Genomic DNA, 22,742 nt, shown 5'->3' on the forward strand with positions numbered 1-22,742 from the left:
ATTAGAAATCGACGTTCACACCCAACTGGAAGGTGCGTCCGGGCATCACAGCAAGCTGTGAATCATAGTAGTTCTGATCGGTTTTGCTGGTAGTGGATTCCAGATCGCGGCTGCTGAGGTAGTCCCAGTATTTGCGATCCGTCAGGTTGTAGATACCGCCACTGATCTTGACGTTTTTGGTGACGCGGTAGTAAGCCGTCAGGTCAACCAACGCATAACCGGGGATATTCTGGTAGTAGGTATTGCTGGTGGTGCCAATCGCGCTGCCAGCATTGGTATAGGTCTGACGCTGGGTATACGTTGCACGCTTACCATGATTAAAGGTAGCGGTAACGGCTGCACCGTAGCGCTGATCGGGATCGTCATAGGCCACACCCGTAATCAGACGCATCGGCGGCACACTCTCCAACGGCACGTATTTATCACCCAGGTAGCTGGACTTAGACGCGCCCTGCGCATAACCAAATGCCAGACGTGCGCTCAGGCCATCGACTTCTGGCACCCATGTGCCGATGTTGAACTTGCTACCGAATTCCGCACCGTAGATATAGGCTTTGTCACGGTTTTCCGCACGGTAAGCAATGCCAATGTTGCTCGGGATGTCAGTAAAGACTTCCGGATTCGAACTACGGCTGTAACGGGTGTAGTCGATAAAGTTTTTGTAGCTGTTGTAGAAGGTCGCCGCGGAGAAGGTGATCCCTTCAACCGCTTCGCCTTTCAGACCGAACTCAAAGTTATTGCTGGTTTCGGTTTTCAGGTCGGTGTTACCCAACAGTGCATACTGATTTGAACCACCATAATTGGATGTCAGGTTCCATGAACCATACAACTGGCTTGGGTTCGGGAACTGTGCGCCGCGCTTGTATTGCAGGTAAGCCATCATTTTCGGCGTCAGGTTGTACTGGAAGGCGATTGACGGCAGCAGCTGGCCATCACTAAAGCTCTTGCCATACAGCGTTGACACTGCACCCGTTGATACATCGGCATCCCCGCCCGAAATGCTGGAGAGGTTCTGCGGCTTGGTATTCTGATAAGCGTAACGCACGCCAGGAATCACGGAGAAGGTATGGCCGTTCAAATCCCAGCTCATGGTGTCTTCAACAAAAGCCCCGAAAGTCCAGCTACGGCTGTTGGCTTCTGGCGGAGTGATATTGTTGTAAGACGTCTGCGCCGGGTCCATCCAGTATGGACGCTCAGTTTTCGCGATGCTGGCGTTCAGACCATAGCTGAAGTTGTTAAACAGCCAGCTCTTTTCACCTTTGGTTTCAAAACCATAGGTTTTGGTGTTGTAGTCTGAATAGATATTGTGCGCTGCAACGGAACCGGCGACTGGCACGGCAGTATCATCGTGTGCCTGCGTTTCCTGGTAATAGATGCTGCTTTCAAGCGAATCTACCAGCAGGTTATTGTCCGGCGTCCAGAGATCTTTCAACATGCCACTCCAGCGACGAGTCTGGCTGCTCTGATCGGCACGGCCATAAATGGTCGTGGTGCCTGTGCCCCAGTAATCGAAGTTGGTGTGATTGGTTTTGTGGTAGTAGTCCAGCGTGGCGCTGAACTGATGCTCGCTGTTCGGCTGCCAGATTCCGGTGGCAGCGATGGCATCCGAGTGCCAGTTGGCCGGGTAGGCATCGATAGTGCCGCTATTGTTACGGGTTTCCTGACCGTCACGACGGCTAATCACCACGATACCACGCAGGGTTTCATCACCTGCTGCGGCGGTGATGCCATTGTGCCAGCTACGGTTGGAAGAATCGTAGTCGCTCTGATAACCGAAGTAGGTCTGCTTAGTTGGCGACAGGTAATCATCCGGTGATTTGGGACGGAAGGACACCGAGCCACCGAGGGCGTTATTCTTGTAGGAAACATCGGTCGCACCGGAAACAATACCGACTGAGCCATACATGTAAGGATCGATATAGTCGCGGCCAATCCCGAAGGTGCCTGAACCGGTGCGGCCAACGGAGCTACGCCCCGTTGCAAAAGGCTGTTCGATACCGTCTACGTCGATAGAGACACGGTTATCTTCCAGGCCACGGATGTTATAACCGGTATAACCACCACGGTCGCCAGTGTAGCCGCTTTTGCCGGTGTTACTACCGCCTGCGGCGCCCGGCGCGCTAACCAGCGGCTGATAACGCATAATTGAACCGAAATCATTACCACCCTGCTTTTGCATTTCTTCAGCTGAGATGGTGTTACGGCTGCCAGCAACCAACGGTTGTTTCGGTGCAGTAACGGTCATCACCGGTTCATTGGTGGTGGTTTTCTTGCCTGAAATGGTCAGATCTTGATTATCGCTGGTCGCTGCATAGCCACAAGCCGCGTGAATCGCTGACGCTAAGATCGCCGTTTTGAAAAGACGCTGGTGAGTTAACCCCGAAAATAATGAGGACATAGACGCGAAATACCTGGTTAATTGTTAGTATTCGCTCACTTGCTTGCTGCCAGAAAACCACAGGTTTTGTATATAAAACCGTAAAAAGTTACAGACTTTTTTTATGTTATAAATGATTTCGTCAGGAATGTAATGTAAGTGGTAATCATTATCAATAGCATTTACACTAAGATGTATCTTAGACAGCACAATTTGTTAACCATAGTTAACTTATTACTAATCAATTAATTAAGATGAGCGATGACATGGCACAGAAACCCGCGGTGAATATTCATTACTGTACGCAATGCAACTGGTTGCTGCGTTCAGCGTGGATGGCGCAGGAGTTGCTGCATACTTTTGCTGATGATTTAGCTTCGGTGACGTTACAACCCGGCACCGGTGGCGTGTTTGAAATCACCATCGATGGCAACGTGATTTGGGAACGCAAGCAGGAAGGCGGCTTCCCCGATGCGGCGGCGTTAAAGCAGCGGGTGCGGGATTATTGCTTCCCGGATCGGGAGCTGGGCCATGTGGATAAGAAAAAAAACTAGCGAGCTGAATCGTAGCGGCGCGATTTATCGCGCTCTTTTACAACCGCACCGCAGCCAAAAACGCGCGATAAATCGCGCCGCTACGCCACTTCATGTTCCAGCGGCCACAGCAGGCGATCCTGCGCGGTGCTCAACGCAACAATCGCCGGATGGTAAATCGCGAAGGGTTCCGCCAGTGGACACACCATATATCTGCCCTGCGCACTGGGGATAAACTCCGATCGCGGTAAAAAGGCTGCACCATCAAACCCCTGCTCCATCATTTCCAGCACCAGACGGGGTTCGGATACCTTGATACTGATGTTCACCTGTTCAAGGCTACTGAACAGCTTACTGCGCAGCACTTCATAGGTTCCTTCCCCACCAATGCGGTGTAGCAGAATCAGCGGAATGCCGCTGAGATCGGCAAACTGCAACGCTTTTCCCGCCAGCATTGGCGCGTAATGTGAAGAGATCACCGCAATGGTATCAATCGGTTCCAGCTCACGCACAAACCACGCCTGACGATCGCCAGGGGTTTGCATCAGCGCAATATCAACGGTGTTATCCAGCAGCATCGCTTCCAGATGGCTGGAGTCAGACACGATAACGTTAATATCCCAGTCGGGGCGGTTGCGGTAGTAATCCATCAGGATGGTATTGAAATAGCGCAGATACAGGTAGGAGATACCGATATTCACCCGACGCTGCTTACGCGTGGCAATGGTGATGGTCTGACGCTTCAGTTGATTGACCCGGCTCAGGATGTCGCATGCCTGACGATAAAGAAAAGTTCCGGCCTCGGTCAGCACCATACGGCGTGGGGTGCGGGTAAACAGCGGCGAACCAATTTCCTCTTCCAGTTCCTGGAGACGTTTACCCAGCGGCGGTTGTGCGATGTTCAATAGCTTTGCGGCTTTACTGATGGAGCCCTGTTCCGCTATTGTGCAAAAGTAATGCAATCGTTTGAGATCCATGATGCTCCGCGCCTCCTCGCGCCTGATACGACATGGCTAACCCCGATCCAACCGCGGCTGTCGTACTGCTTAATGAATAAACATCGTCCACAGATGGCTGATCGGCATCACCAGCACCAACGCGGGTAACATATTCGCCACCGGGAATGATTTAATTCCGGCGATACGGAAACCCGCCGCCAACATGATAAATCCACCCGCCGCGGTAAAGTCACTCATCATGGTTGCGGTGGTGTGCGGCATAATCAGTACTGCGGCTGACGCCAGCACCAGCTGAATGATGAGCTGTGGTACGGCAATCACCGCTACCGCATAACCCAGCAAGGTAGCAAAAATCGCGGCGGTGAAGATATCCATAATGGATTTAACAAACAGGATATTGGGATCGTGTGTCATCCCTTCGGTCATCGCTCCGATAATGCCGGTACCGCTGGCGCAGAACAACACCATAATCGCCACGTACTTCTCGGTAAAGGCCGCGCCCGTCAGACCGGTTTCGGTTTGTTCACCCTGGAAACGCCCAACCAGCCCTTTTGCCAGATTACCGAGGCGGCCAATTTTCTCCTCCAGAAACACCAGTTCACCGAGAGCGGCACCGATAATCAGCGCCAGAATCACCGCCGGTAAGCTGTGAATCTTACCAATCAATACGATCCCGAGGCCCATCGACGACAGGCCGAAGGTCATCGGCAGTGCTACGCGTAAGCGTTCCGGCACTTTGGTGCCGAGAAAAGCGCCTGCCATCCCACCAATCAGCACGGCGCTGCCGTTGACAAAGGGTCCCACTACCATAATTTACTCCTTAGGCTTCATTATGTTTTTCACCCCAGCGCTTCAGGTTGCCGACGTCGAGATCAAACAGGTCGAGGGCACGCGATACACTGTGATGCACCATTTCATCCACGGATTGTGGCTTCTGGTAAAAGGCCGGAACCGGCGGGTAAACGATCCCGCCCATTTCCGTCACTGCTGCCATATTGCGGATGTGCACCAGATTGAGCGGCGTCTCACGTACCATCAGCACCAGCCGACGCCGCTCTTTCAGGATCACATCTGCTGCACGGGTCAGCAGATTGCCGGTCAGCCCATGTGCGATGGACGCCAGCGAATTCATTGAGCAGGGCGCAATCAGCATGCCGAGGGTCTTAAACGAGCCGCTGGAGATCGAGGCGCCGAGATTGCTGATGCTGTGCACCTCATCCGCCAAATCGGTAATCTCCTGCCGCTGCCAGGTGGTTTCCATGGAACGCGTCACCTCTGCACCTTTGGTCACCACCAGATGCACCTCAATATCCTGATCGCGCAGCAGTTGCAGCGCCTTCATGCCGTACTGAAAACCGGATGCGCCACTAATGCCGACGATAATGCGCCTTCTGCTCACTACAACCTCACTTACTCAAAATCGGGAAGGAAACGTTTTACATCTACCTCTTTGAACTTCGAACGTTCAAAGTGGGCTTTCATATGCCACGGCACGGTGCAGTCAAAGATGGTTTTGGTGGTCATCCCTTGCTGGGTAATGCTGGCGCTGTAGCCTGGCTGCTGCGATGGGTCGAGCGGATGGCAACGCACCCCGGCGATGGTGGCGATATCGACATCGCCCTGGAAGCGGGTCTGCATGGCCCACAGAATGTCGTCGGTGTCGAACACGTCCACGTCGTCATCCACCAGAATGACGTGTTTCAGTTCTGAGAACGCGGCAAAAGCAATCAGGGCAGCCTGACGCTGACGACCTTCATCCACTGGCGCAGATTTTTTAAACTGGATCACCGCCAGCAGTTTGCCGCCACCGGAGGTGTGCGCATTGACGTTCAGCACACGGCCTGGCATCGCGCGTTCCAGCATATCGAGAATACTGGCTTCGGTCGGGATACCGGCCATGCTGACGTGTTCGCCGCTTGGACCAAGGGTGGTTTGCAGAATCGGATGTTTACGGTGCGTCACCGCTTTCACCTTGATAACCGGCAGCTCGGCTTTCGCTTCGCCGGTATAACCCGGGAATTCCGGCATCGCTTTGCCGGTGTTAGTGTTCTGGTCTTCACGCACCCGCACATTTGGCAGCAGTTCGCCTTCAATCACGATTTCAGCGTGTGCAATGGCTTTCTCGTTGATGCTGACACAGGGAGCCAGTTCCACCGGTTTGCCACGTAATGCACCGGCAATGCTCAGCTCGTTAAAGCCCAGTGGAGTTGTTGGCGGCTCAAAGCAGGCGGCGATTTCGATTGCCGGGTCAACACCGATGCTGATGGAGATCGGCAGCGGTTTGCCGGCTTTTTCGGCTTTCTCACGGAAGGCATCAATATGGCGGCCTGGAGTCAGCCACATCGACAGTTCGTCGCGGCTCTGGATGCACAGACGGTGAATGGTGATATCCGATTCGTGAGTTTCCGGGTCGGAGGCGTAGCACATCCCCATAGTGAAGTAAGGACCGGCATCCTCTTCGGTATTGGTTGGCGCAGGCAGCAGGGTACGCAGATCAAACTCAGGGTCTTCCGCGTAATGCACCACTTCCTGACACAAGGGTTTCTCGCTGATCACTACCGGTGCCACCGCGTGATGCACCGAATCTTTCAGCAGAAAACCAAGTTTTTCCGGCGCGCAATCCAGCAGATGACCAACACGTTCACGGGTGGACATCAGGCCGGTCACCACGCGCACATCAGGAAAACCTTTCACCTTGTTGAACATCATCGCCGGGCCTTTGCGCGTCGGACGTTCACAGGTGCCGCCAGCACCAACATAGCGGTATACGCCGGAGAGTTCCGCATGGGGGTCGACTTCGGTATCGGTACTGACGAATTCGCCTTTCAGACTTTGCAGCAATGCGATAGCCGAACGCAGATCATGCACCGGCTGTTTTTTTGTTTCAGACATATTCTTTTCCCTTAACGCTTCAGAGTGAATGCGATGAGGGGAAAGTAGCGCTGAATAATTGCGGGAAAAACTACCGTTTATATTTACCACCCAAACCTTTTTGGTTTGGATGATATTTATGCTACACGTTTGTTTTTATTTGTTTATTTAAATAAAACAATATTGCAACAAATTTTGGCGTAAAAATGATTTAGATCAACTCTTTGCAATTTTTTCCGCAGCTTCGTTCAGTGCGGAAATCACAATATTCAATGCATCTTCAGAAATATTTTCCTGCGCCAGACGATGATTTAACGTGAATTTAATATTGTGAATTGCCTGTTCTACTGCCGGAATGCTGCGATTATTGACCAGAATAGCCAGCGAGGTTAAGCGGCTAATAATGGTATCCACATTTTCACGATTTTCAGCCAGCAGCGCGCGGCCACTGTCGTTAAGCGTGTAGGCTTTACGCGACTCCTGCGCATCCACCACGCGAATGGCATCGGTTTCTTCCAGCAGCGTCAGGTTGGGGTAGATAATACCGGGACTGGGGGAGTATTCCCCTTTGGAGAGTTCTTCAACCGATTTGATCAGCTCATAGCCGTGAGCGTCGCTCTGGGCAAGAAAGTGCAGCATCAACAGGCGGATATCGCTGGCATCAAGCATACGTTCCCGACGCTTTTTGCGTGCGCCTGCACAAAATGCACGCTGGGCGTGGTCGCCGTGCCAGGGAGAGTCGCGATGCTGTTTCATTGCCTGCCTGAGGGGTCGGTTAAGGGAGGTTGATAGTAGTCTGCCGCCTGGCAAAATTCAACACAGGCGGCAACTGGACGGGCAAGAGTCGGTTATTTCTGATGCCAGTAGGCGACAGCGCGAACAAAATCGGTATCTGCACCGCGACGCTGGGTAAAGTAATCGCTCAGCAGTTTCACCGCCTCACCTTCCCCGGTCAGCCAGATAAAGTATTCCTCGCTGGGGATGGAGATCTGATCCAGCTTTGCAATCAGCGCGCCGAGGTTATCGCTCTGCATGGTGCCGCTGCCCAGCCAGCTAATATTCACACCGTCGCGATCGCCCAGATAATCACGCCCGGTGGCCTCATCAACAAACGCCAGCAGATGCACCTCCTGCGCCTCAACTTCCGCCAGACGGCGTTTGATAGCGGGCAGACCGGTCTCATCAAAGACATAAACCTGGCAGTCATAATCAACCGGGACCACACAGGAACCACGCGGGCCACCCATCGCCAACTGATCGCCCGGCTGCGCGTCGTTAGCCCAGCTACTGGCGACGCCGCCATCGTGGATATAGAAATCGAGGGTTAGCGAATCGACACCGTTAAATTCCAGCGGGGTGTAATCACGCGCGGCCGGACGTACGCCAGCAGGCCACACCACACCTTCGTCGGTCATGGTCGGCAGTGTCAGCGCGCTACCCGGCTCCGGGAAGAACACTTTGATGTGGTCATCATAAGAAGGCGAGTTAAAACCGGCCAAATCGCTGCCGGTAAAAACGATACGCCAAAATTGTCCGGCAATGCGTGTTTTGCTCGCTACGGTAATGTGGCGAAAACGCAGTTCATTGCGTACGCGACGGGGTGCGCGTGGGTTGGCCGAAGAGGTCTGTTTTCTCAAGTCATATCTCCCTGCGAGGATCAGCCGAGCATAATGCCGCCGTCCACCGCAATTTGTTGTCCGGTAATAAAGTCGTTTTGTATTAAGAACAGATAAGCGCTGGCGAGTTCATCAATCTCAGCGGTGCGTCCCAGCGGAATGATCTCAGCAAAGTGCTGCCGGGTTTGTTCCACCTGCTCCGCCGCCTGCTGTCGCCAGAACGGCGTCACCGTCCAGGTAGGGGCGACACAATTGACGCGCGCTTTGGGTGCCAGCTCCACCGCCAGGCCCTGCGCCAGCGACACAATGCCCTGATTACCCACATAACTGGCGCAGGCATCCTGAGCGCGGCCGCCGGTACCGGCGGTGAAGGTCAGAGAACCACCTGCCCGCACTTTTTCTGCCGCCAGTTTGCCAATCAGCACATTGGTGAGGAATTTTGAGTAAATCACTTTCTCAATCAGCGCCATATCGGCGCTAAGGAAACCACCGCCCATCGCATCGCCGACCATCGAAACCAGATGATCGAAGGCAGTGAGCTGTTTAAACGCACTGCGCAGTGCGTCATGATCGTGTGCATCGACCACCAGCGTCGCTACCTGAGCGCCCTGCTGCGTCAGCGTGGCTTGCGCCTGTGCCAGACGTTCGGCATTGCGACCGAGAAGGGTCAGTTGCGCCCCCTGCGCTGCCGCCAGTTGAGCCACCTGCCAGCCAATGCCGGAGCTGCCGCCAACCACCACCAGATGTTTAGCCTGTAATGATGCCATTCCCTGCTCCTCAGAATGCAGCCAGCGCTTCAGCCGCCAGTTCAGCCACCAGCGAATCGTTCGCGCCATGTGCCCCGCTCACGCCTACCGCGCCAATCACCTCGCCGTGCAACCACAGCGGAATGCCGCCTTCCAGCGGCGTCACACCCGGTGTGGCAAGAAAACTCGGGCTGCCGCTGTTGATAAAGCTTTCAAACTCTTTCGAAGGAGCGCGCAGCAACGCGGCAGTCCGCGCTTTACCCTGCGCGACACTTGGGCTGATGCCAATTGCCGCATCGCTGCGGTCAAGACTGACCAACTCACCGGCGCGATCCACCACCGCTACGCTGATATGCCAGTCATGCTGTGCAGCGGTTTCCAGTGCTGCCGAGATAACGGTACGTGCCGCCGCCAGCGAAATCGAGTGATAGGTCCGGGCCAGCCCTGCGCTGGTCGATTCAGGTTTTTTTTCCATTATTTTGCCTCGCGTCGGGCGTCAGAAGCCCGCGCATGAATCAAATATGAAAGCGAAACTCATTCTCATCTGACGCAGGACAGAATAGTTATGATATATCTTAAGCGCAATGCCGAAAAATGCTATCTACGTACGCAGATATATCCAGCTATCCGTAGCGGCGCGATTTATCGCACGAAATTTAGTGCAGCCAGATTCCCTCATCCCGGCCTTCTCCCGCCAGCGGGAGAAGGAGAAGTGCAACCTATTTACTCCGCTACGCCAGCGCATACACAGCTTTACACACCAGACCTTTCTCATTTCATTAGCAACTGCTATAAAGTATAGCAATTGCTATATCAGATCGATTTTCAATCACTTCGGGACTGACGGTATGAAAATGATGAAAGGAATCGTGCTCGGCGCGCTGCTGAGCACGTTGTTCAACCCCGGCGCTTACGCCCGCGAAAAACTGAAGGTCATCACCACCTTTACGGTGATCGCCGATATGGCGAAAAACGTCGCCGGGGATGCCGCAGAGGTAAGTTCCATCACCAAACCGGGGGCAGAAATTCATGAATACCAGCCGACGCCAGGCGATATCAAACGCGCGCAGGGTGCTCAGCTGATTCTCGCCAACGGGATGAACCTCGAACTGTGGTTCCGTCGTTTTTATCAGCACTTAAAAGATGTGCCCGAGGTTATCGTCACCCAGGGCGTGACACCGATGGGCATCACCGAAGGCCCGTACAACGGCAAACCGAATCCTCACGCCTGGATGTCACCCGATAACGCGCTGATTTACGTCGATAATATTCGCGATGCGCTGGTGAAATACGATCCAGACAATGCGGCGATCTATCAGCGCAACGCCGCCGCTTACAAACAAAAAATCACTGATACGCTGCAACCACTGCGTCAGCAGGTGGCACAACTGCCGGAAAACAAACGCTGGCTGGTGTCGAGCGAAGGTGCATTTTCCTATCTGGCGCGCGATCTGGGGCTGAAAGAACTCTATCTGTGGCCGATTAATGCCGATTCGCAAGGCACACCACAGCAGGTACGTCGGGTGATTGACCGCGTGCGTGCGGATCAGATCCCCGCCGTGTTCAGTGAAAGCACGGTATCCGATAAAGCGGCACGTCAGGTGGCACGCGAAACCGGCGCGCATTATGGCGGCGTGTTGTATGTCGACTCGCTGAGCGGCCCTGATGGCCCGGTGCCGACCTATCTCGACCTGCTCAACGTCACCACCCGCACCCTGGTGCAGGGCATCAAAGACGGTTTGAAGGAGTAATCCATGACAAAGCTGCCAGCGATTAGCGCTTCCGGGGTCAGCGTCACTTACCGTAACGGACACACGGCGCTGCGTGAGGCCAATTTTAACGTACCAGGCGGCTCGATCGCTGCCCTGGTCGGGGTTAACGGTTCCGGCAAATCAACGCTGTTCAAAGCGGTGATGGGCTTTGTGCGCCTGGCACAGGGAGAAATCCGCATTCTCGGCATGCCGACGCGCCAGGCGCTGCGGCGCAATCTGGTCGCCTACGTGCCCCAGGCCGAAGAGGTTGACTGGTCCTTTCCGGTGCTGGTCGAAGACGTGGTGATGATGGGGCGTTATGGCCATATGGGGATGCTGCGTATCGCCAAAGAGCACGATCACGCCATCGTCAATGCCGCTCTGGAACGGGTTGATATGCTGGCCTTTCGCCAACGCCAGATTGGCGAGCTGTCCGGTGGGCAGAAAAAACGCGTGTTTCTGGCACGCGCGATAGCACAGCAGGGAGAAGTCATCCTGCTGGATGAACCTTTCACCGGGGTGGATGTGCAGACGGAGGCGAAGATCATCAGCCTGCTGGGTGAGCTGCGAGACGAGGGCAAAACCATGCTGGTATCGACCCATAACCTCGGTTCCGTTACCGAATTCTGTGACTACACGGTGATGGTGAAAGGCACGGTACTGGCAAGCGGCCCAACTGCCACCACCTTCACGGCGGAAAATCTCGAACGTGCCTTTAGCGGGGTGCTGCGCCATGTGGTGCTGAACGGCTCGGAAGACCGCATCATCACCGATGATGAACGGCCGTTTGTGTCACATCTGCCGCCAGGCAGTGAGAGGGCCTGACTATGCAATGGCTGATGGAACCCTTTACCTACCAATACATGCTGAACGCCATGTGGGTATCGGCACTGGTCGGCGGGATATGCGCTTTTCTCTCCTGCTACCTGATGCTGAAAGGTTGGTCGCTGATTGGCGATGCGTTGTCGCACTCGATTGTGCCCGGCGTGGCAGGCGCATATATGCTCGGTTTACCCTTCGCCCTCGGTGCCTTTCTCTCGGGAGGATTGGCCGCGGGCAGCATGTTGTTTCTCAACCAGCGTACTCGCTTAAAAGAGGATGCGATTATCGGTCTGATTTTCTCCTCGTTCTTCGGCCTCGGGCTGTTTATGGTGTCGCTAAATCCGACAGCGGTGAATATCCAAACCATTGTATTAGGTAACATTCTCGCCATCGCTCCCGCCGATATCCTGCAACTGACGCTGATTGGCGCAGTCTCCATTTGCGTGCTGTTTTTCAAATGGAAAGATCTGCTGGTGACCTTTTTTGATGAGAACCATGCGCGCGCCATCGGCCTCAATCCACAACGGTTGAAGCTGCTGTTTTTCACCCTGCTGGCGCTCTCCACCGTGGCAGCGCTACAAACTGTCGGCGCATTTCTGGTGATCTGCCTGGTGGTGACACCGGGGGCTACCGCCTGGCTGTTGACCGATCGCTTCCCGCGCCTGCTGGCTATCGCCGTGGCTATCGGCAGCGTCACCAGTTTTCTTGGTGCCTGGGCCAGCTATTATCTTGACGGTGCCACCGGCGGCATCATCGTAGTGGCGCAAACGCTGTTGTTTTTGCTGGCATTTGTCTTTGCTCCGCAGCAGGGGCTGCTGGCGCAACGCCGCCGCGCCCGCGCGCATCAGGAGGATATCCCATGCTGACGCTGCTGCTGGAACCTTTCCAGTTTGCCTTTATGAATCAGGCCTTGTTGATTGCGCTGGTGGTGGCAATTCCCTGCGCGTTGTTATCCGTGTTTCTGGTGCTGAAAGGCTGGGCCTTGATGGGCGATGCCATGAGTCATGCGGTGTTTCCGGGGATTGTGCTGGCGTGGATACTCGGTCTGCCACTGGCGCTGGGCGCTTTTGTTGCCGGCGTATTTTGCGCTGTCGCCAGCGGCTACCTGAAGGACAACAGCCGCATCAAGCAGGATACGGTGATGGGCATTGTGTTTTCCGGGATGTTCGCGGTCGGGTTGATTCTGTATATCGCCACCAAACCGGAAGTCCATCTGGATCATATCCTGTTCGGCGATATGTTGGGCATCACCCCCGGCGACATGGTGCAAACCACGCTTATCGCAGCGGTGATTTTGCTGATCATGGCGGTGAAGTGGCGGGATTTTTTATTGTTCTGCTTCGATCAACAACAGGCACAGGCCAGCGGCTTGCGCACCGGCTGGTTACATTACGGCCTGCTGTGCATGGTCGCGCTGACCATCGTCGCCACCATGAAGGCGGTGGGCATTATTTTGTCGGTGTCGTTGCTGATTGCGCCGGGGGCAATTGCCTTGCTGCTGACGCAACGCTTTTCACACGCGCTGATGGCGGCGGTGACGGTGGCGGTGCTGGTTTCGCTTAGCGGGGTGTATCTGTCGTTTTATCTGGATAGCGCACCTGCGCCCACCATCGTGGTGTTATTTTCCGCGGTGTTTATCGTCGCGTTTATCCGTGCCAGCTTGCTGGCGCGGCGGGCTGAACGTCAGACGCTACAAACTTAGTTTTGCAGCGCGTCGTTGTGACCACACTCCAGCATGCCGCCATTATTTTGCGGTAACGGGTTATCACCGGAAATCTCATGCTGTTGGCAGCTCTGGTGCGGATGCAAACCGGCTGGCGGTGAGAATGGTTCAGAGAGCTGAGCGCCGGCAATAGCCGAAAACGCGGTCAGCGCTGTCACAAGGAACAACGGTAAAAGTCGCATCATTTTTCTTCTCTTTAGTGGTCCGGGCTGGACCAGGAATGCAGGTGATTATTCAGCCTGATTCGGGGGCGTCAGGGTTTTACGCGGGGGATCAGGTTTCGATGGAGAATTTTACGCCGGTTATGGGAAGTATTTTATAAAATCGTGCGGTTTATCACAGTTCACCGCACGAATTATGCATTATCCGGCACTAACCGGAATGAAGAAGGTGCCGGTTAACAGATCCGGGGTGCTGTTTTTCAGATCAAGACGTAGCAGATCCTTGCCCTCACGACGGGCAACGCCCAACGCCGGTAGATGGATATAGTACATATCGGCGGTAAAGGCGTTGATCTGCTCCGGCGTACCCTGCCAGTCAATTTCCGCATACAAACCACTTTCACCGGTCCAGTTCACCGCATTACCCGGCAGCACATCACCATGCTGGCTTTCCAGCGCCTGAAACAGGCTGATATGTTGCTGGTCGGCGGAGCCTTCCCCCGGACTGAACTGAAAACCGAGCCAGCCTTTGTTCACATGCTGTCCGGCAAAAGCCACGAAATCGCGCGCATGTTGGGCGACCACATCACCATGATCGTGGATGTACTCCCCAAAACGACATTCCCACTCAATCACTTCACCGCACAGGCGCAACTCGGGCTTCTCCGCCAGCCGCACGTCAACCCAGCGATGCTGCGTGGGGATGCGACTGTGGAAATCCTTTAACTGAAGTTCCGGAATGCGGCGATATGCACCCGGGGTCAGCGAGAAATGGTTTTTGAACACGCGGGTGAAATTCTGTTGGTTATCAAAACCAAAACGCACGGCGATATCAATCAACGGCATACGCGTCAGGCGCAGCGCCATCGCTGACATGGTCAGACGACGCTTGCGGGTGTACGACGCCAGCGTTTGTCCGGTCATTTCTTTGAACATGCGCTGCATGTGCCATTTGGAATAACCGGATTTCAGGCTAATCAGATCGATGTTGAGTTCGTCGGTCAGGTTCGCTTCAATCCAGTCCACCAAATCGTTGATGTACTGTTTTTTCAGAGTCAGGCTGAGCATTTTCTGTGATGATCGAAAGGAAATGGAGACGCAGAATTGCGTATTCGGTCACACAAATATAACAAAAATGTATTGCTAATGTAAGGAAGGGTAAAGAAAGCGCAACGGGAAAAGCATTAATTGCTTAGTTCGCTAATATTTTCACCAGCAATGAATGCTGACGCAGATCACGTAGCGGCGCGATTTCTCGCGCAATTTCGTGCGCGATGTCAGAAAAAAACGCGCGATAAATCACGCCGCTACATTTTTGATCAATGCGAGCGCATCCCCGCGGCCGTCATCATCATACGAAACAGCGATGCCACCACACCGAGTGCCAGCACGCTTGCAGCGTAAATAATCACCAGCCACATCACCCGCTTCCAGAGTGGTGCTTTCACTTCAGTGTGTCCTGACATATCAATGATATCCTTCGTTGGCTTTCACTTTTCCCCGGAACACGTAGTAGCTCCAGAAGGTATACATCAGGATCACCGGGATAATCAGCAGCCCCCCCACCAGCATAAATGCCTGGCTGATCGCCGGAGATGCTGCCTGCCACAGGGTGATGGAAGGCGGAATGATATAGGGCCACACGCTTATCCCCAGGCCGGAAAAGCCGAGGAAAATAAGCAGCAACGTCAGCAGGAACGGACTGTAGTGTGCTTCGCGTTTGATGCCCCGCACAATGCCCCATGCACACACCAGCACCAATACCGGAACCGGCAGGAACCAGAACAGATTTGGCAGGCTGAACCAGCGTTGTGCAATGGCTTGATGGCTGAACGGCGTCCACAGGCTAATAATGCCGACAATCACCAGTAAGGCGATTACCAGCGGTGTTGCCAGCGCTGACATCTTACGATGCAGGTCGTGCTCGGTTTTCATAATCAGCCAGGTACAGCCAAGCAACGCATACGCCACCACCAGACCAACACCGCAGAACAGCGGGAACGGTGCCAGCCAGTCCAGGGGGCCACCCGCGAAGGTACGGCCACTGACCGGAAAGCCGTTGATGATGGCACCGACAGATACGCCCTGGCTGAAGGTGGCGAGAATCGAACCGCCGATAAAGGCTTTGTCCCAGAAAGGACGGTGTGATTCGGTTGCTTTGAAGCGGAATTCGAACGCCACGCCACGGAAAATCAGGCCAATCAGCATCACCGTCAGCGGGATGGTTAACGCGTCGGCAATCACCGAGTAGGCCAGCGGGAAGGCCCCGTACAGCCCGGCACCGCCGAGGATCAACCAGGTTTCGTTGCCGTCCCAGACCGGGGCCACGGTATTGACCATCATGTCGCGTTCAACCGCATCTTTGTTGAACGGGAACAGCAAACCGATACCGAGATCAAAGCCATCCATCACGATATACATCAGGATGGCGAAGACGATGATCGCAAACCAGATAATTGAAAAATCGATCATTTAGCGTTCTCCTTCCTGATGAGATACGGCAGACAGTGGACGTGCCGGGGTGTTGCTCTGACCCGGACCACCCGGATTCACATCGTGACCTTCACCGACTTTCGGCCCCTGCTTTATCAGACGCATCATGTAGACATAGCCCACACCGAATACCGAGCTGTACACGAGGATAAACGCCAACAGGCTGATGCTCATATGCAGGTCACCGTGGGCGGAAACCGCATCAATAGTGCGCTGCACGCCGTACACCACCCACGGCTGACGGCCAATTTCTGTGGTGAACCAGCCCGCCAGAATCGCCAGCAGTCCCGAGGGTCCCATTAGCAGCGCAAACCACAGGAATGGGCGCGACTGATACAGGCGGCCTTTGAAACGTAGCCACAGGCTGACCACGCCAAGGGTGATCATCAGCAAGCCCAGCGCCACCATCACGCGGAACGACCAGAAGACCACGGTGGAATTTGGCCGATCTTCTTTCGGGAACGACTTCAGTGCCGGAACCTGTTTATCGAGGCTGTGGGTCAGAATCAGGCTACCGAGATAAGGGATTTCCAGCGCGTATTTGGTGCGCTCCTGCTCCATATCCGGAATACCGAACAAAATCAACGGGGTGGCTTCACCTGGCGGATTTTCCCAGTGTCCTTCAATCGCCGCTATTTTCGCTGGCTGATGTTCAAGGGTGTTCAGACCGTGCGCGTCACCGATCATCGCCTGAATCGGCGAAACGATCAGCGCCATCCACAGCGCCATAGAAAACATCTTGCGAATGGCCGGGTTGTCATTCCCTTTCAACAGATGCCATGCCGCTGATGCCCCGACAAAAAAGGCGCTGGCGAGGAACGCTGCTGTCGACATATGCAGCAAACGATACGGGAATGAGGGGTTGAAAACGATTTTCAACCAATCCTGCGGCACCACGATACCGTTCTCAATGATGTAACCCTGTGGGGTATGCATCCAACTGTTGGACGCCAGAATCCAGAAGGTAGAGATGATGGTGCCCAGCGCCACCATGCAGGTGGCAAAGAAGTGCAGGCCCGGGCCGACTCGGTTCCAGCCGAACAACATCACACCGAGAAAACCGGCTTCAAGGAAGAAGGCGGTCAAGACTTCATAGGTCAGCAACGGGCCGGTGATGCTCCCCGCAAACTGTGAAAAGCCGCTCCAGTTAGTACCAAACTGATACGCCATCACCAGGCCAGAAACCACGCCCATACCGAAGTTGACAGCAAAGACTTTGGACCAGAAATGGTAGAGATCGCGATAGGTTTCGTTACGGGATTTCAGCCACAAACCTTCCAGCACCGCCAAAAAGCTGGCAAGACCGATGGTGATGGCCGGGAAAATGATATGAAAGGAGACAGTAAACGCGAACTGTATCCTTGCCAGGTGAAAAGCATCTAATCCGAACATTGCTTACCTCTTTGCCGCATATTGCACCAGGTTTTTACTTATAATTAACAAACAAAGCGCCACGAATTTATTTAGTGGCCGCTAAAGAAAAGGCGGTCCACTGTAAAAGGAAGTGATTCGAACAAAAATAAACAGTGAGGATTGATAAAACTATAACAGTATTTTTTGATTATGATCATTGCGCTGCAAAAACGCTATCCAACTGAATTAAAGACAAATATTGTTATTCATGGTGAAGGTGTTGTTTTATTTATTATTTATCGAAACGAGGGAATTAGTTAATTTCTGGTACAAATTCACCCGCGGCTGATCTGCTCGCCGCTAATTAAAACGCCAAAAATAAACCGTCTATTCACATCCATGCAGTTAACCCTCTGCGGCATGCGATTTGCCAGATGTTAAAAGCTGTGCTTTGTTAGAGCGGCAATACCATCTGGTTAATCAGCGAAGGAGAGGTTATGACACGTCTTACCGCACAGGATTTTCCGCAGGAACTGCTGGAGCTTTACGACTACTACGCCCACGGCAAAATCAGCAAACGCGAGTTCATCGCGCTGGCCGCGAAGTTCACCATCGCCGGGATGACGGGCGCGGCGCTGCTCAGCGCGATGAGCCCGAACTATGCGCTGGCGCAGCAGGTAGAATTTACCGATCCCGACATTGTCCCCGAATACATCCACTATCCATCGCCACAAGGCCACGGCGAAGTGCGCGGTTATCTGGTGCGTCCGGCGAAAACCAGTGGCAAAGTGCCTGCGGTGGTGGTGGTGCATGAGAACCGCGGCCTGAACCCCTATATCGAAGACGTGGCGCGCCGCGTAGCAAAAGCGGGCTATATCGCGCTGGCCCCTGATGGCCTGAGTTCAGTGGGGGGCTATCCGGGCAACGATGAAGAAGGCAAAGCGATGCAGGCGAAGATCGATCCGGTCAAGCTGATGAATGATTTCTTCGCGGCGGTAGATTTTCTGATGCACCACGAAGCGGGCACCGGCAAAGTCGGCATCACCGGTTTTTGTTATGGCGGCGGGGTCGCCAACGCCGCCGCCGTGGCCTTCCCGGAACTGGCCTGCGCGGTGCCGTTTTATGGCCGCCAGCCGAAGGCGGAGGATGTCCCGCGCATTCAGGCCCCGCTGCTGCTGCATTACGCTGAGCTGGATAAAGGTATCAATGAGGGCTGGCCGGCTTATGAAGCCGCATTGAAAGCCAATCATAAAGTGTATGAGGCGTACATTTATCCCGGCGTGAACCACGGTTTCCATAATGATTCGACACCGCGTTACGACAAGGCGGCAGCCGAGTTGGCGTGGAGCCGCACATTAGGATGGTTTGAAAAATATTTGCACGGTTAACTCATTCCGCACGTAGTGGCGCGATTTATCGCGCGGATTTTTCTGGCACCACGCACGGAACCGCGCGATAAATCGCGCCGCTACGCTCATCAGACATTGTCACGCACATCCAGAATCCGGTGCAGGTTGCTTTCCAGCCAGTCAGCCAGACCAATCACCTGTCCTTCCACCTCACGTCCGAGTTCCGTGAGGTGATACTCCACATGCGGCGGCACCACGTCATAGGCAATGCGTTGCACAAAGCCATCTTCTTCCATATAGCGCAGCGTCTGTGCCAGCATGCGTTCGCTGACACCACCAATCCTGCGTCGCAGTTCGCTAAAACGCAGGGTTTCCTCACGTAGCGCCAGCAGCACCAGCACGCTCCAGCGGCTGGTAATGCGTTTCAGCACCTCACGCGACGGGCAATTCACGTTAAGCAATTCACCACGACTAAATTTTTCACTCAGGTTTTCAGACATTTAATGTCATCCCTTCAAACTAACAAATCTGTAAGTACTTACTAAAAGTTAGTTTATCTCCTAACCTGATGGCATACCAGTTCAAACTGAAGGAGAACAACATGATTGCGATTACAGGTGCCACCGGTCAGCTTGGCCGTTTAGTGATTGACGCGTTACTGAAAAAAGTCCCGGCCAGTGAAGTGATTGCCGCCGTTCGCTCGCCAGAGAAGGCTGCCGATCTGGCTGCGGTGGGCGTGACGCTGCGTACCGCGGATTACAGCCAGCCAGAGACGCTGAAAACGGCCTTTGCCGGTGTCGACAAACTGTTGCTGATTTCCTCCAGCGAAGTGGGACAGCGAGAAGCTCAGCACAAAGCGGTGATTGACGCGGCCAAAGCGGCTGGCGTGGGTTTTATTGCCTATACCAGCCTGCTGCATGCGGATACCACGCCGCTGGGTCTTGGTGTCGAGCACAGAGCCACCGAAGCGCAGCTCAAGGCTTCCGGCATTCCGTTCGCGCTGCTGCGCAACGGCTGGTACACCGAAAACTATGCTGCCAGCATCCCACCGGCACTGGCGCATCATGCGTTTATCGGTTCGGTAGGTGAAGGCCGCATCGCCTCGGCCGCGCGTGCTGACTACGCGGCAGCGGCAGCGGAAGTGATCAGCCGTGACGATCAGGCGGGTAAAATCTATGAGCTGGCAGGTGACGACAGCTATACCCTGGCAGCATTCGCGGCAGAAATTGCTAAGCAGTCCGGCGAGAAGGTGGATTATGTCAACCTGCCGCAGGCTGACTTCGCCGCAGCGCTGAAAGGTGCGGGCTTGCCGGACGGCCTGGCAGAGATGCTGGCGGATTCAGATGCCGGTGCTGCACAGGGTGGATTGTTTGATAACAGCAAAACCCTGAGTCAGCTGATTGGGCGTCCGACCACCGCTTACGCGGAAGTCATCAAGGCGGCGTTAGCGAAATAGGTGCTGGCTGTTGCCCTCATCCCGGCCTTCTCCCGCAAGCGGGAGAAGGAGATGTGCAATATGCCAATGCATCGCCTCTCCCGCTTGCGGGAGAGGGTTAGGGTGAGGGCCATCACACCTTACCCTCCAGCCAGCGCAGTGCCTGCTGCGCACGCCCTGACAGCGGCCATTCGGCGCGATGGATCAACCAAATGGTATCCACCAGCGACACGCCGCAACGCTCTACCTGAATCGCATCCTGACGGGCAAACGCCAGCCGCGCCGATTGTGGGATCACCGCAAACCCCAACCCAAGCGCCACCGGTTCAAGGATCAAACTGATCTGATTACTGAAACCTCGCTGCGGCAAATTCCGTACTCCCGGATTGCCGGGAAAACGGCGGCTTAGCAAACGCGTCGCCATCGCCTGACCATCAGGATGATCGATATAACCCAGCGTTTCCAGATCCGCCCAGCTATGGATCTTCACCCCGGCGGGCACCACCAACTCCAGCGGCTCCTCGGCGAATTTCTCCGCCACCAGCCGTTTATCATCCGGCTTTTGCGTCACCAGCCCCATTTCGTAGCGGTTATGCAGCACCGCATCTATCACCTCACTATCCGGTGCAAAACGATGCCGAATACTGAGATCCGGGTACTGTTGCTGAAGTTCCAGCAGCAGCGGGTAGAGGCGCAGACCGATGCTGCCCGGTGAAATCAGGCTGACTTCGCCACAGGTCAGATCCTCTTCGCTTAAACGCAGCGTCAGATGGCGCTGAGCGCGATCCACTTCCTGACAATAATCCAGCAGCGCCAGTCCGGCGGGTGTCAGCTCCAGCGGGCGTTTGCTGCGCAGGATCAACGGCCCCAGTTGCTGCTCCAGATGGCGGATGTGCTGACTTACCGCCGCCTGGGTAATCCCCAGCCGATCCGCGCTGTCAGTAAAACTCCCAAATTCCGCCAGCATGGCGAATGATTTTAACCACTGTGGATTGAACATAATGAAATTTTATAAAACCCATAACTGAATCACTGTTTTCATTATACTTGTTGCGCAGTAGCCTGTAGATCTTTTCGACAAATGGAGAACGCAGATGACTGCTCCTTACCCGCGTACCTTTTCCCATATTGGCCTGTCGGTCACCGACCTCGACGCGGCCGTCAAGTTTTATACCGAAGTGATGGGCTGGTACCTGATTATGCCGCCGACCGAAATTCAGGAAGATGATTCCGCGATTGGCGTGATGTGCAGTGACGTATTTGGCGGTGGCTGGGAGAAATTCCGCATCGCGCATCTCTCCACGGGCGATCGCGTTGGGGTAGAAATCTTCGAATTTAAAGCGGCGGAAAAACCAGAGAACAACTTCGAATACTGGAAAACCGGCGTGTTCCATTTCTGCGTCCAGGACCCGGATGTTGAAGGTCTGGCAGCGAAAATCGTCGCCGCTGGCGGCAAACAGCGTATGCCGGTGCGTGAATATTTCCCCGGCGAGAAGCCGTACCGCATGGTGTATATGGAAGATCCATTCGGCAACATCATTGAGATCTACAGCCACAGCTACGAGCTGACCTACTCGGCAGGTGCTTATGTTTAACCTGCCTGACGACTGGCGCGGCTGGGTATGGCAAGGCGGCAACACGCCGAATGATTTACAGGATCGTTATCTGACGACCGCCCCTTTAGCACCCGGCGATGTACTGGTACAGAACGCAGCGATTGGCCTCAATCCGGTGGACTGGAAGGTGCTCGGCAGCCAAATCGGCAAGGTGCCCGGCGTGGATGGCGCAGGTACCGTGGTGGCGATTGGCCCGGAGGTCGATCAACGCTGGCTTGGTACGCGCGTGGCTTATCACCAAAGCCTGCAACGTCCTGGCAGTTTTGCCGAATTCACCCCGATCGCCGCTCAGGTGTTGATGCGCGTCCCGGACGCCATCGATTTTGCCACCGCTGCCGCCTTCCCCTGCCCGGCCCTTACCGCCTGGCAGGCGATTGAGAAAGTACCTGCACAACCGGGTGCCCCGCTGTTGATTGCCGGTGCCGGTGGTTCCGTCGGGCATTTTCTGGTGCAACTGGCGCAGGCTCGCGGATTTGAAGTGACAACGCAAAGCAGCGAACGTCACTTTTCACGTCTGCAAGCACTGGGGGCGAAGCACACGCTCAGCGATCCCCGGCAGAATGCCACGCGTTTCTATGCCGTGATTGATGCCATCAGCCCGGAACATGCCGCCAGTCTGGCCGATCTGTTACTGGCAAACGGCCATCTGGTCTGCATTCAGGGCCGGGTTGAGCAGTGGCCCTGCACACCGTTCGGGCGTGCGTTGTCGCTACACGAAGTGGCGCTGGGCGCGTTGCATCTGCATGGTGACGCGCAGCAGTGGCATACGTTGACGCAACAAGGTGAACGTATGCTGGCACAAATCACGCAGGGAACCTTACACAGCGAGTTACTGCTGCATTTTCCTTACGACCAGCTACCTGCACAGTTGCAGGCGTTACAGCATCGTAACTTCAGCGGCAAACAGATTATTTTGCTTTAACCATATTAAGAGGTT

Annotated in this window: 25 protein-coding genes; 9 read left to right on the forward strand and 16 right to left on the reverse strand. The window is 54.7% G+C overall.

Annotated features, from left to right (window positions below; all coding sequences use genetic code 11):
- Position 1 precedes the first annotated feature (1 nt).
- Positions 2-2,398, reverse strand: coding sequence for a TonB-dependent receptor domain-containing protein (locus AC6I8T_RS17285; protein WP_021186383.1), 2,397 nt, complete (start codon positions 2,396-2,398; stop codon positions 2-4).
- Positions 2,399-2,643: 245 nt separating this feature from the next.
- On the opposite strand from AC6I8T_RS17285, the gene AC6I8T_RS17290 reads away from it, so the two are divergent.
- A complete protein-coding gene (locus AC6I8T_RS17290; RefSeq protein ID WP_021186382.1) occupies positions 2,644-2,931 on the forward strand; it encodes an Rdx family protein in 288 nt (95 codons plus the stop codon).
- Between the two features lie 80 nt (positions 2,932-3,011).
- Here AC6I8T_RS17290 and AC6I8T_RS17295 read toward each other — a convergent pair whose 3' ends face one another.
- The 8 genes from AC6I8T_RS17295 to AC6I8T_RS17330 form a co-directional block, all read right to left on the reverse strand.
- Complete coding sequence (locus AC6I8T_RS17295; RefSeq protein ID WP_021186381.1) at positions 3,012-3,887, reverse strand: LysR family transcriptional regulator; 876 nt, start codon at positions 3,885-3,887, stop codon at positions 3,012-3,014.
- Between the two features lie 69 nt (positions 3,888-3,956).
- Positions 3,957-4,679, reverse strand: a complete 723-nt coding sequence (locus AC6I8T_RS17300) for a DUF554 domain-containing protein (RefSeq protein ID WP_208723640.1) — start codon at positions 4,677-4,679, stop codon at positions 3,957-3,959.
- Between the two features lie 10 nt (positions 4,680-4,689).
- Positions 4,690-5,268, reverse strand: a complete 579-nt coding sequence (locus AC6I8T_RS17305) for a UbiX family flavin prenyltransferase (protein WP_021186379.1) — start codon at positions 5,266-5,268, stop codon at positions 4,690-4,692.
- An 11-nt stretch (positions 5,269-5,279) separates the two neighbouring features.
- Positions 5,280-6,761 carry a UbiD family decarboxylase gene (locus AC6I8T_RS17310; protein WP_208723639.1) on the reverse strand — a complete coding sequence of 494 codons (1,482 nt, stop codon included), beginning with the start codon at positions 6,759-6,761 and terminating at the stop codon, positions 5,280-5,282.
- A gap of 195 nt (positions 6,762-6,956) precedes the next feature.
- Complete coding sequence (locus AC6I8T_RS17315; RefSeq protein WP_021186377.1) at positions 6,957-7,496, reverse strand: PadR family transcriptional regulator; 540 nt, start codon at positions 7,494-7,496, stop codon at positions 6,957-6,959.
- Positions 7,497-7,588: 92 nt separating this feature from the next.
- Positions 7,589-8,377, reverse strand: coding sequence for a siderophore-interacting protein (locus tag AC6I8T_RS17320; protein WP_497834178.1), 789 nt, complete (start codon positions 8,375-8,377; stop codon positions 7,589-7,591).
- Positions 8,378-8,397: 20 nt separating this feature from the next.
- Complete coding sequence (locus tag AC6I8T_RS17325) at positions 8,398-9,192, reverse strand: SDR family oxidoreductase (protein ID WP_497834179.1); 795 nt, start codon at positions 9,190-9,192, stop codon at positions 8,398-8,400.
- Positions 9,134-9,577, reverse strand: coding sequence for a GlcG/HbpS family heme-binding protein (locus AC6I8T_RS17330; RefSeq protein ID WP_497834180.1), 444 nt, complete (start codon positions 9,575-9,577; stop codon positions 9,134-9,136). Before AC6I8T_RS17330 ends, AC6I8T_RS17325 begins: the two co-directional genes overlap by 59 nt.
- A gap of 382 nt (positions 9,578-9,959) precedes the next feature.
- Here AC6I8T_RS17330 and AC6I8T_RS17335 point away from each other — a divergent pair, with 382 nt between their 5' ends.
- The 4 genes from AC6I8T_RS17335 to AC6I8T_RS17350 are packed head-to-tail and all read left to right on the forward strand — an operon-like array spanning position 9,960 to position 13,377.
- Entirely contained in the window at positions 9,960-10,853 is an 894-nt protein-coding gene (locus tag AC6I8T_RS17335) for a metal ABC transporter substrate-binding protein (protein WP_369758295.1), read from the forward strand.
- 3 nt (positions 10,854-10,856) lie between these two features.
- Complete coding sequence (locus AC6I8T_RS17340) at positions 10,857-11,678, forward strand: manganese/iron ABC transporter ATP-binding protein (RefSeq protein WP_021186372.1); 822 nt, start codon at positions 10,857-10,859, stop codon at positions 11,676-11,678.
- Positions 11,679-11,680: 2 nt separating this feature from the next.
- Positions 11,681-12,541 (forward strand): metal ABC transporter permease, encoded by an 861-nt coding sequence (gene sitC / locus AC6I8T_RS17345; protein ID WP_208723636.1) that lies wholly within the window; start codon positions 11,681-11,683, stop codon positions 12,539-12,541.
- Positions 12,535-13,377 carry a metal ABC transporter permease gene (locus AC6I8T_RS17350; protein WP_208723635.1) on the forward strand — a complete coding sequence of 281 codons (843 nt, stop codon included), beginning with the start codon at positions 12,535-12,537 and terminating at the stop codon, positions 13,375-13,377. Before sitC ends, AC6I8T_RS17350 begins: the two co-directional genes overlap by 7 nt.
- Here AC6I8T_RS17350 and AC6I8T_RS17355 read toward each other — a convergent pair.
- From AC6I8T_RS17355 to AC6I8T_RS17375, 5 genes are all read right to left on the reverse strand, one after another.
- Positions 13,374-13,583 carry a hypothetical protein gene (locus tag AC6I8T_RS17355; RefSeq protein ID WP_021186369.1) on the reverse strand — a complete coding sequence of 70 codons (210 nt, stop codon included), beginning with the start codon at positions 13,581-13,583 and terminating at the stop codon, positions 13,374-13,376. The two genes, AC6I8T_RS17350 and AC6I8T_RS17355, sit on opposite strands and share 4 nt — an antisense overlap.
- Before the next feature lie 177 nt (positions 13,584-13,760).
- Entirely contained in the window at positions 13,761-14,627 is an 867-nt protein-coding gene (locus AC6I8T_RS17360) for a helix-turn-helix domain-containing protein (RefSeq protein WP_021186368.1), read from the reverse strand.
- Positions 14,628-14,878: 251 nt separating this feature from the next.
- Entirely contained in the window at positions 14,879-15,025 is a 147-nt protein-coding gene (locus AC6I8T_RS17365) for a DUF2474 domain-containing protein (protein ID WP_021186367.1), read from the reverse strand.
- Between the two features lies 1 nt (position 15,026).
- The gene (cydB, locus tag AC6I8T_RS17370) at positions 15,027-16,031 is read right to left on the reverse strand and encodes a cytochrome d ubiquinol oxidase subunit II (protein ID WP_021186366.1); all 1,005 of its coding nucleotides are present in this window, start codon (positions 16,029-16,031) and stop codon (positions 15,027-15,029) included.
- Positions 16,032-17,444 carry a cytochrome ubiquinol oxidase subunit I gene (locus AC6I8T_RS17375; RefSeq protein WP_021186365.1) on the reverse strand — a complete coding sequence of 471 codons (1,413 nt, stop codon included), beginning with the start codon at positions 17,442-17,444 and terminating at the stop codon, positions 16,032-16,034.
- Positions 17,445-17,902: 458 nt separating this feature from the next.
- On the opposite strand from AC6I8T_RS17375, the gene yghX reads away from it, so the two are divergent.
- Positions 17,903-18,793 carry a YghX family hydrolase gene (gene yghX / locus AC6I8T_RS17380; protein WP_021186364.1) on the forward strand — a complete coding sequence of 297 codons (891 nt, stop codon included), beginning with the start codon at positions 17,903-17,905 and terminating at the stop codon, positions 18,791-18,793.
- 89 nt (positions 18,794-18,882) lie between these two features.
- Here yghX and AC6I8T_RS17385 read toward each other — a convergent pair whose 3' ends face one another.
- Positions 18,883-19,254 (reverse strand): winged helix-turn-helix transcriptional regulator, encoded by a 372-nt coding sequence (locus AC6I8T_RS17385; protein ID WP_021186363.1) that lies wholly within the window; start codon positions 19,252-19,254, stop codon positions 18,883-18,885.
- A gap of 101 nt (positions 19,255-19,355) precedes the next feature.
- Between AC6I8T_RS17385 and AC6I8T_RS17390 the strand changes: the two genes are divergently transcribed.
- The gene (locus tag AC6I8T_RS17390; protein ID WP_497834181.1) at positions 19,356-20,210 is read left to right on the forward strand and encodes an SDR family oxidoreductase; all 855 of its coding nucleotides are present in this window, start codon (positions 19,356-19,358) and stop codon (positions 20,208-20,210) included.
- Positions 20,211-20,322: 112 nt separating this feature from the next.
- On the opposite strand, the gene AC6I8T_RS17395 is transcribed toward AC6I8T_RS17390, so the two are convergent.
- Complete coding sequence (locus tag AC6I8T_RS17395) at positions 20,323-21,189, reverse strand: LysR family transcriptional regulator (RefSeq protein WP_497834182.1); 867 nt, start codon at positions 21,187-21,189, stop codon at positions 20,323-20,325.
- Between the two features lie 94 nt (positions 21,190-21,283).
- Here AC6I8T_RS17395 and AC6I8T_RS17400 point away from each other — a divergent pair, with 94 nt between their 5' ends.
- The gene (locus tag AC6I8T_RS17400) at positions 21,284-21,784 is read left to right on the forward strand and encodes a lactoylglutathione lyase family protein (RefSeq protein ID WP_013510426.1); all 501 of its coding nucleotides are present in this window, start codon (positions 21,284-21,286) and stop codon (positions 21,782-21,784) included.
- Positions 21,777-22,727, forward strand: coding sequence for a zinc-binding dehydrogenase (locus tag AC6I8T_RS17405; protein ID WP_208723632.1), 951 nt, complete (start codon positions 21,777-21,779; stop codon positions 22,725-22,727). Before AC6I8T_RS17400 ends, AC6I8T_RS17405 begins: the two co-directional genes overlap by 8 nt.
- Positions 22,728-22,742 lie beyond the last annotated feature (15 nt).

This window comes from Pantoea sp. X-Soil-OKNW-556 (genome assembly GCF_059730695.1).

What these genes read in the sequence shown, in the direction of transcription:
- AC6I8T_RS17285 (WP_021186383.1), bottom strand. Translation starts at nt 2,398, where the DNA reads ATGTCCTCATTATTTTCGGGGTTAACTCACCAGCGTCTTTTCAAAACG.
- AC6I8T_RS17290 (WP_021186382.1), top strand. Translation starts at nt 2,644, where the DNA reads ATGGCACAGAAACCCGCGGTGAATATTCATTACTGTACGCAATGCAAC.
- AC6I8T_RS17295 (WP_021186381.1), bottom strand. Translation starts at nt 3,887, where the DNA reads ATGGATCTCAAACGATTGCATTACTTTTGCACAATAGCGGAACAGGGC.
- AC6I8T_RS17300 (WP_208723640.1), bottom strand. Translation starts at nt 4,679, where the DNA reads ATGGTAGTGGGACCCTTTGTCAACGGCAGCGCCGTGCTGATTGGTGGG.
- AC6I8T_RS17310 (WP_208723639.1), bottom strand. Translation starts at nt 6,761, where the DNA reads ATGTCTGAAACAAAAAAACAGCCGGTGCATGATCTGCGTTCGGCTATC.
- AC6I8T_RS17315 (WP_021186377.1), bottom strand. Translation starts at nt 7,496, where the DNA reads ATGAAACAGCATCGCGACTCTCCCTGGCACGGCGACCACGCCCAGCGT.
- AC6I8T_RS17325 (WP_497834179.1), bottom strand. Translation starts at nt 9,192, where the DNA reads ATGGCGCGAACGATTCGCTGGTGGCTGAACTGGCGGCTGAAGCGCTGG.
- AC6I8T_RS17330 (WP_497834180.1), bottom strand. Translation starts at nt 9,577, where the DNA reads ATGGAAAAAAAACCTGAATCGACCAGCGCAGGGCTGGCCCGGACCTAT.
- AC6I8T_RS17335 (WP_369758295.1), top strand. Translation starts at nt 9,960, where the DNA reads ATGAAAGGAATCGTGCTCGGCGCGCTGCTGAGCACGTTGTTCAACCCC.
- AC6I8T_RS17340 (WP_021186372.1), top strand. Translation starts at nt 10,857, where the DNA reads ATGACAAAGCTGCCAGCGATTAGCGCTTCCGGGGTCAGCGTCACTTAC.
- sitC (WP_208723636.1), top strand. Translation starts at nt 11,681, where the DNA reads ATGCAATGGCTGATGGAACCCTTTACCTACCAATACATGCTGAACGCC.
- AC6I8T_RS17350 (WP_208723635.1), top strand. Translation starts at nt 12,535, where the DNA reads ATGCTGACGCTGCTGCTGGAACCTTTCCAGTTTGCCTTTATGAATCAG.
- AC6I8T_RS17355 (WP_021186369.1), bottom strand. Translation starts at nt 13,583, where the DNA reads ATGATGCGACTTTTACCGTTGTTCCTTGTGACAGCGCTGACCGCGTTT.
- AC6I8T_RS17360 (WP_021186368.1), bottom strand. Translation starts at nt 14,627, where the DNA reads ATGCTCAGCCTGACTCTGAAAAAACAGTACATCAACGATTTGGTGGAC.
- AC6I8T_RS17365 (WP_021186367.1), bottom strand. Translation starts at nt 15,025, where the DNA reads ATGTCAGGACACACTGAAGTGAAAGCACCACTCTGGAAGCGGGTGATG.
- cydB (WP_021186366.1), bottom strand. Translation starts at nt 16,031, where the DNA reads ATGATCGATTTTTCAATTATCTGGTTTGCGATCATCGTCTTCGCCATC.
- AC6I8T_RS17375 (WP_021186365.1), bottom strand. Translation starts at nt 17,444, where the DNA reads ATGTTCGGATTAGATGCTTTTCACCTGGCAAGGATACAGTTCGCGTTT.
- yghX (WP_021186364.1), top strand. Translation starts at nt 17,903, where the DNA reads ATGACACGTCTTACCGCACAGGATTTTCCGCAGGAACTGCTGGAGCTT.
- AC6I8T_RS17385 (WP_021186363.1), bottom strand. Translation starts at nt 19,254, where the DNA reads ATGTCTGAAAACCTGAGTGAAAAATTTAGTCGTGGTGAATTGCTTAAC.
- AC6I8T_RS17390 (WP_497834181.1), top strand. Translation starts at nt 19,356, where the DNA reads ATGATTGCGATTACAGGTGCCACCGGTCAGCTTGGCCGTTTAGTGATT.
- AC6I8T_RS17395 (WP_497834182.1), bottom strand. Translation starts at nt 21,189, where the DNA reads ATGTTCAATCCACAGTGGTTAAAATCATTCGCCATGCTGGCGGAATTT.
- AC6I8T_RS17400 (WP_013510426.1), top strand. Translation starts at nt 21,284, where the DNA reads ATGACTGCTCCTTACCCGCGTACCTTTTCCCATATTGGCCTGTCGGTC.
- AC6I8T_RS17405 (WP_208723632.1), top strand. Translation starts at nt 21,777, where the DNA reads ATGTTTAACCTGCCTGACGACTGGCGCGGCTGGGTATGGCAAGGCGGC.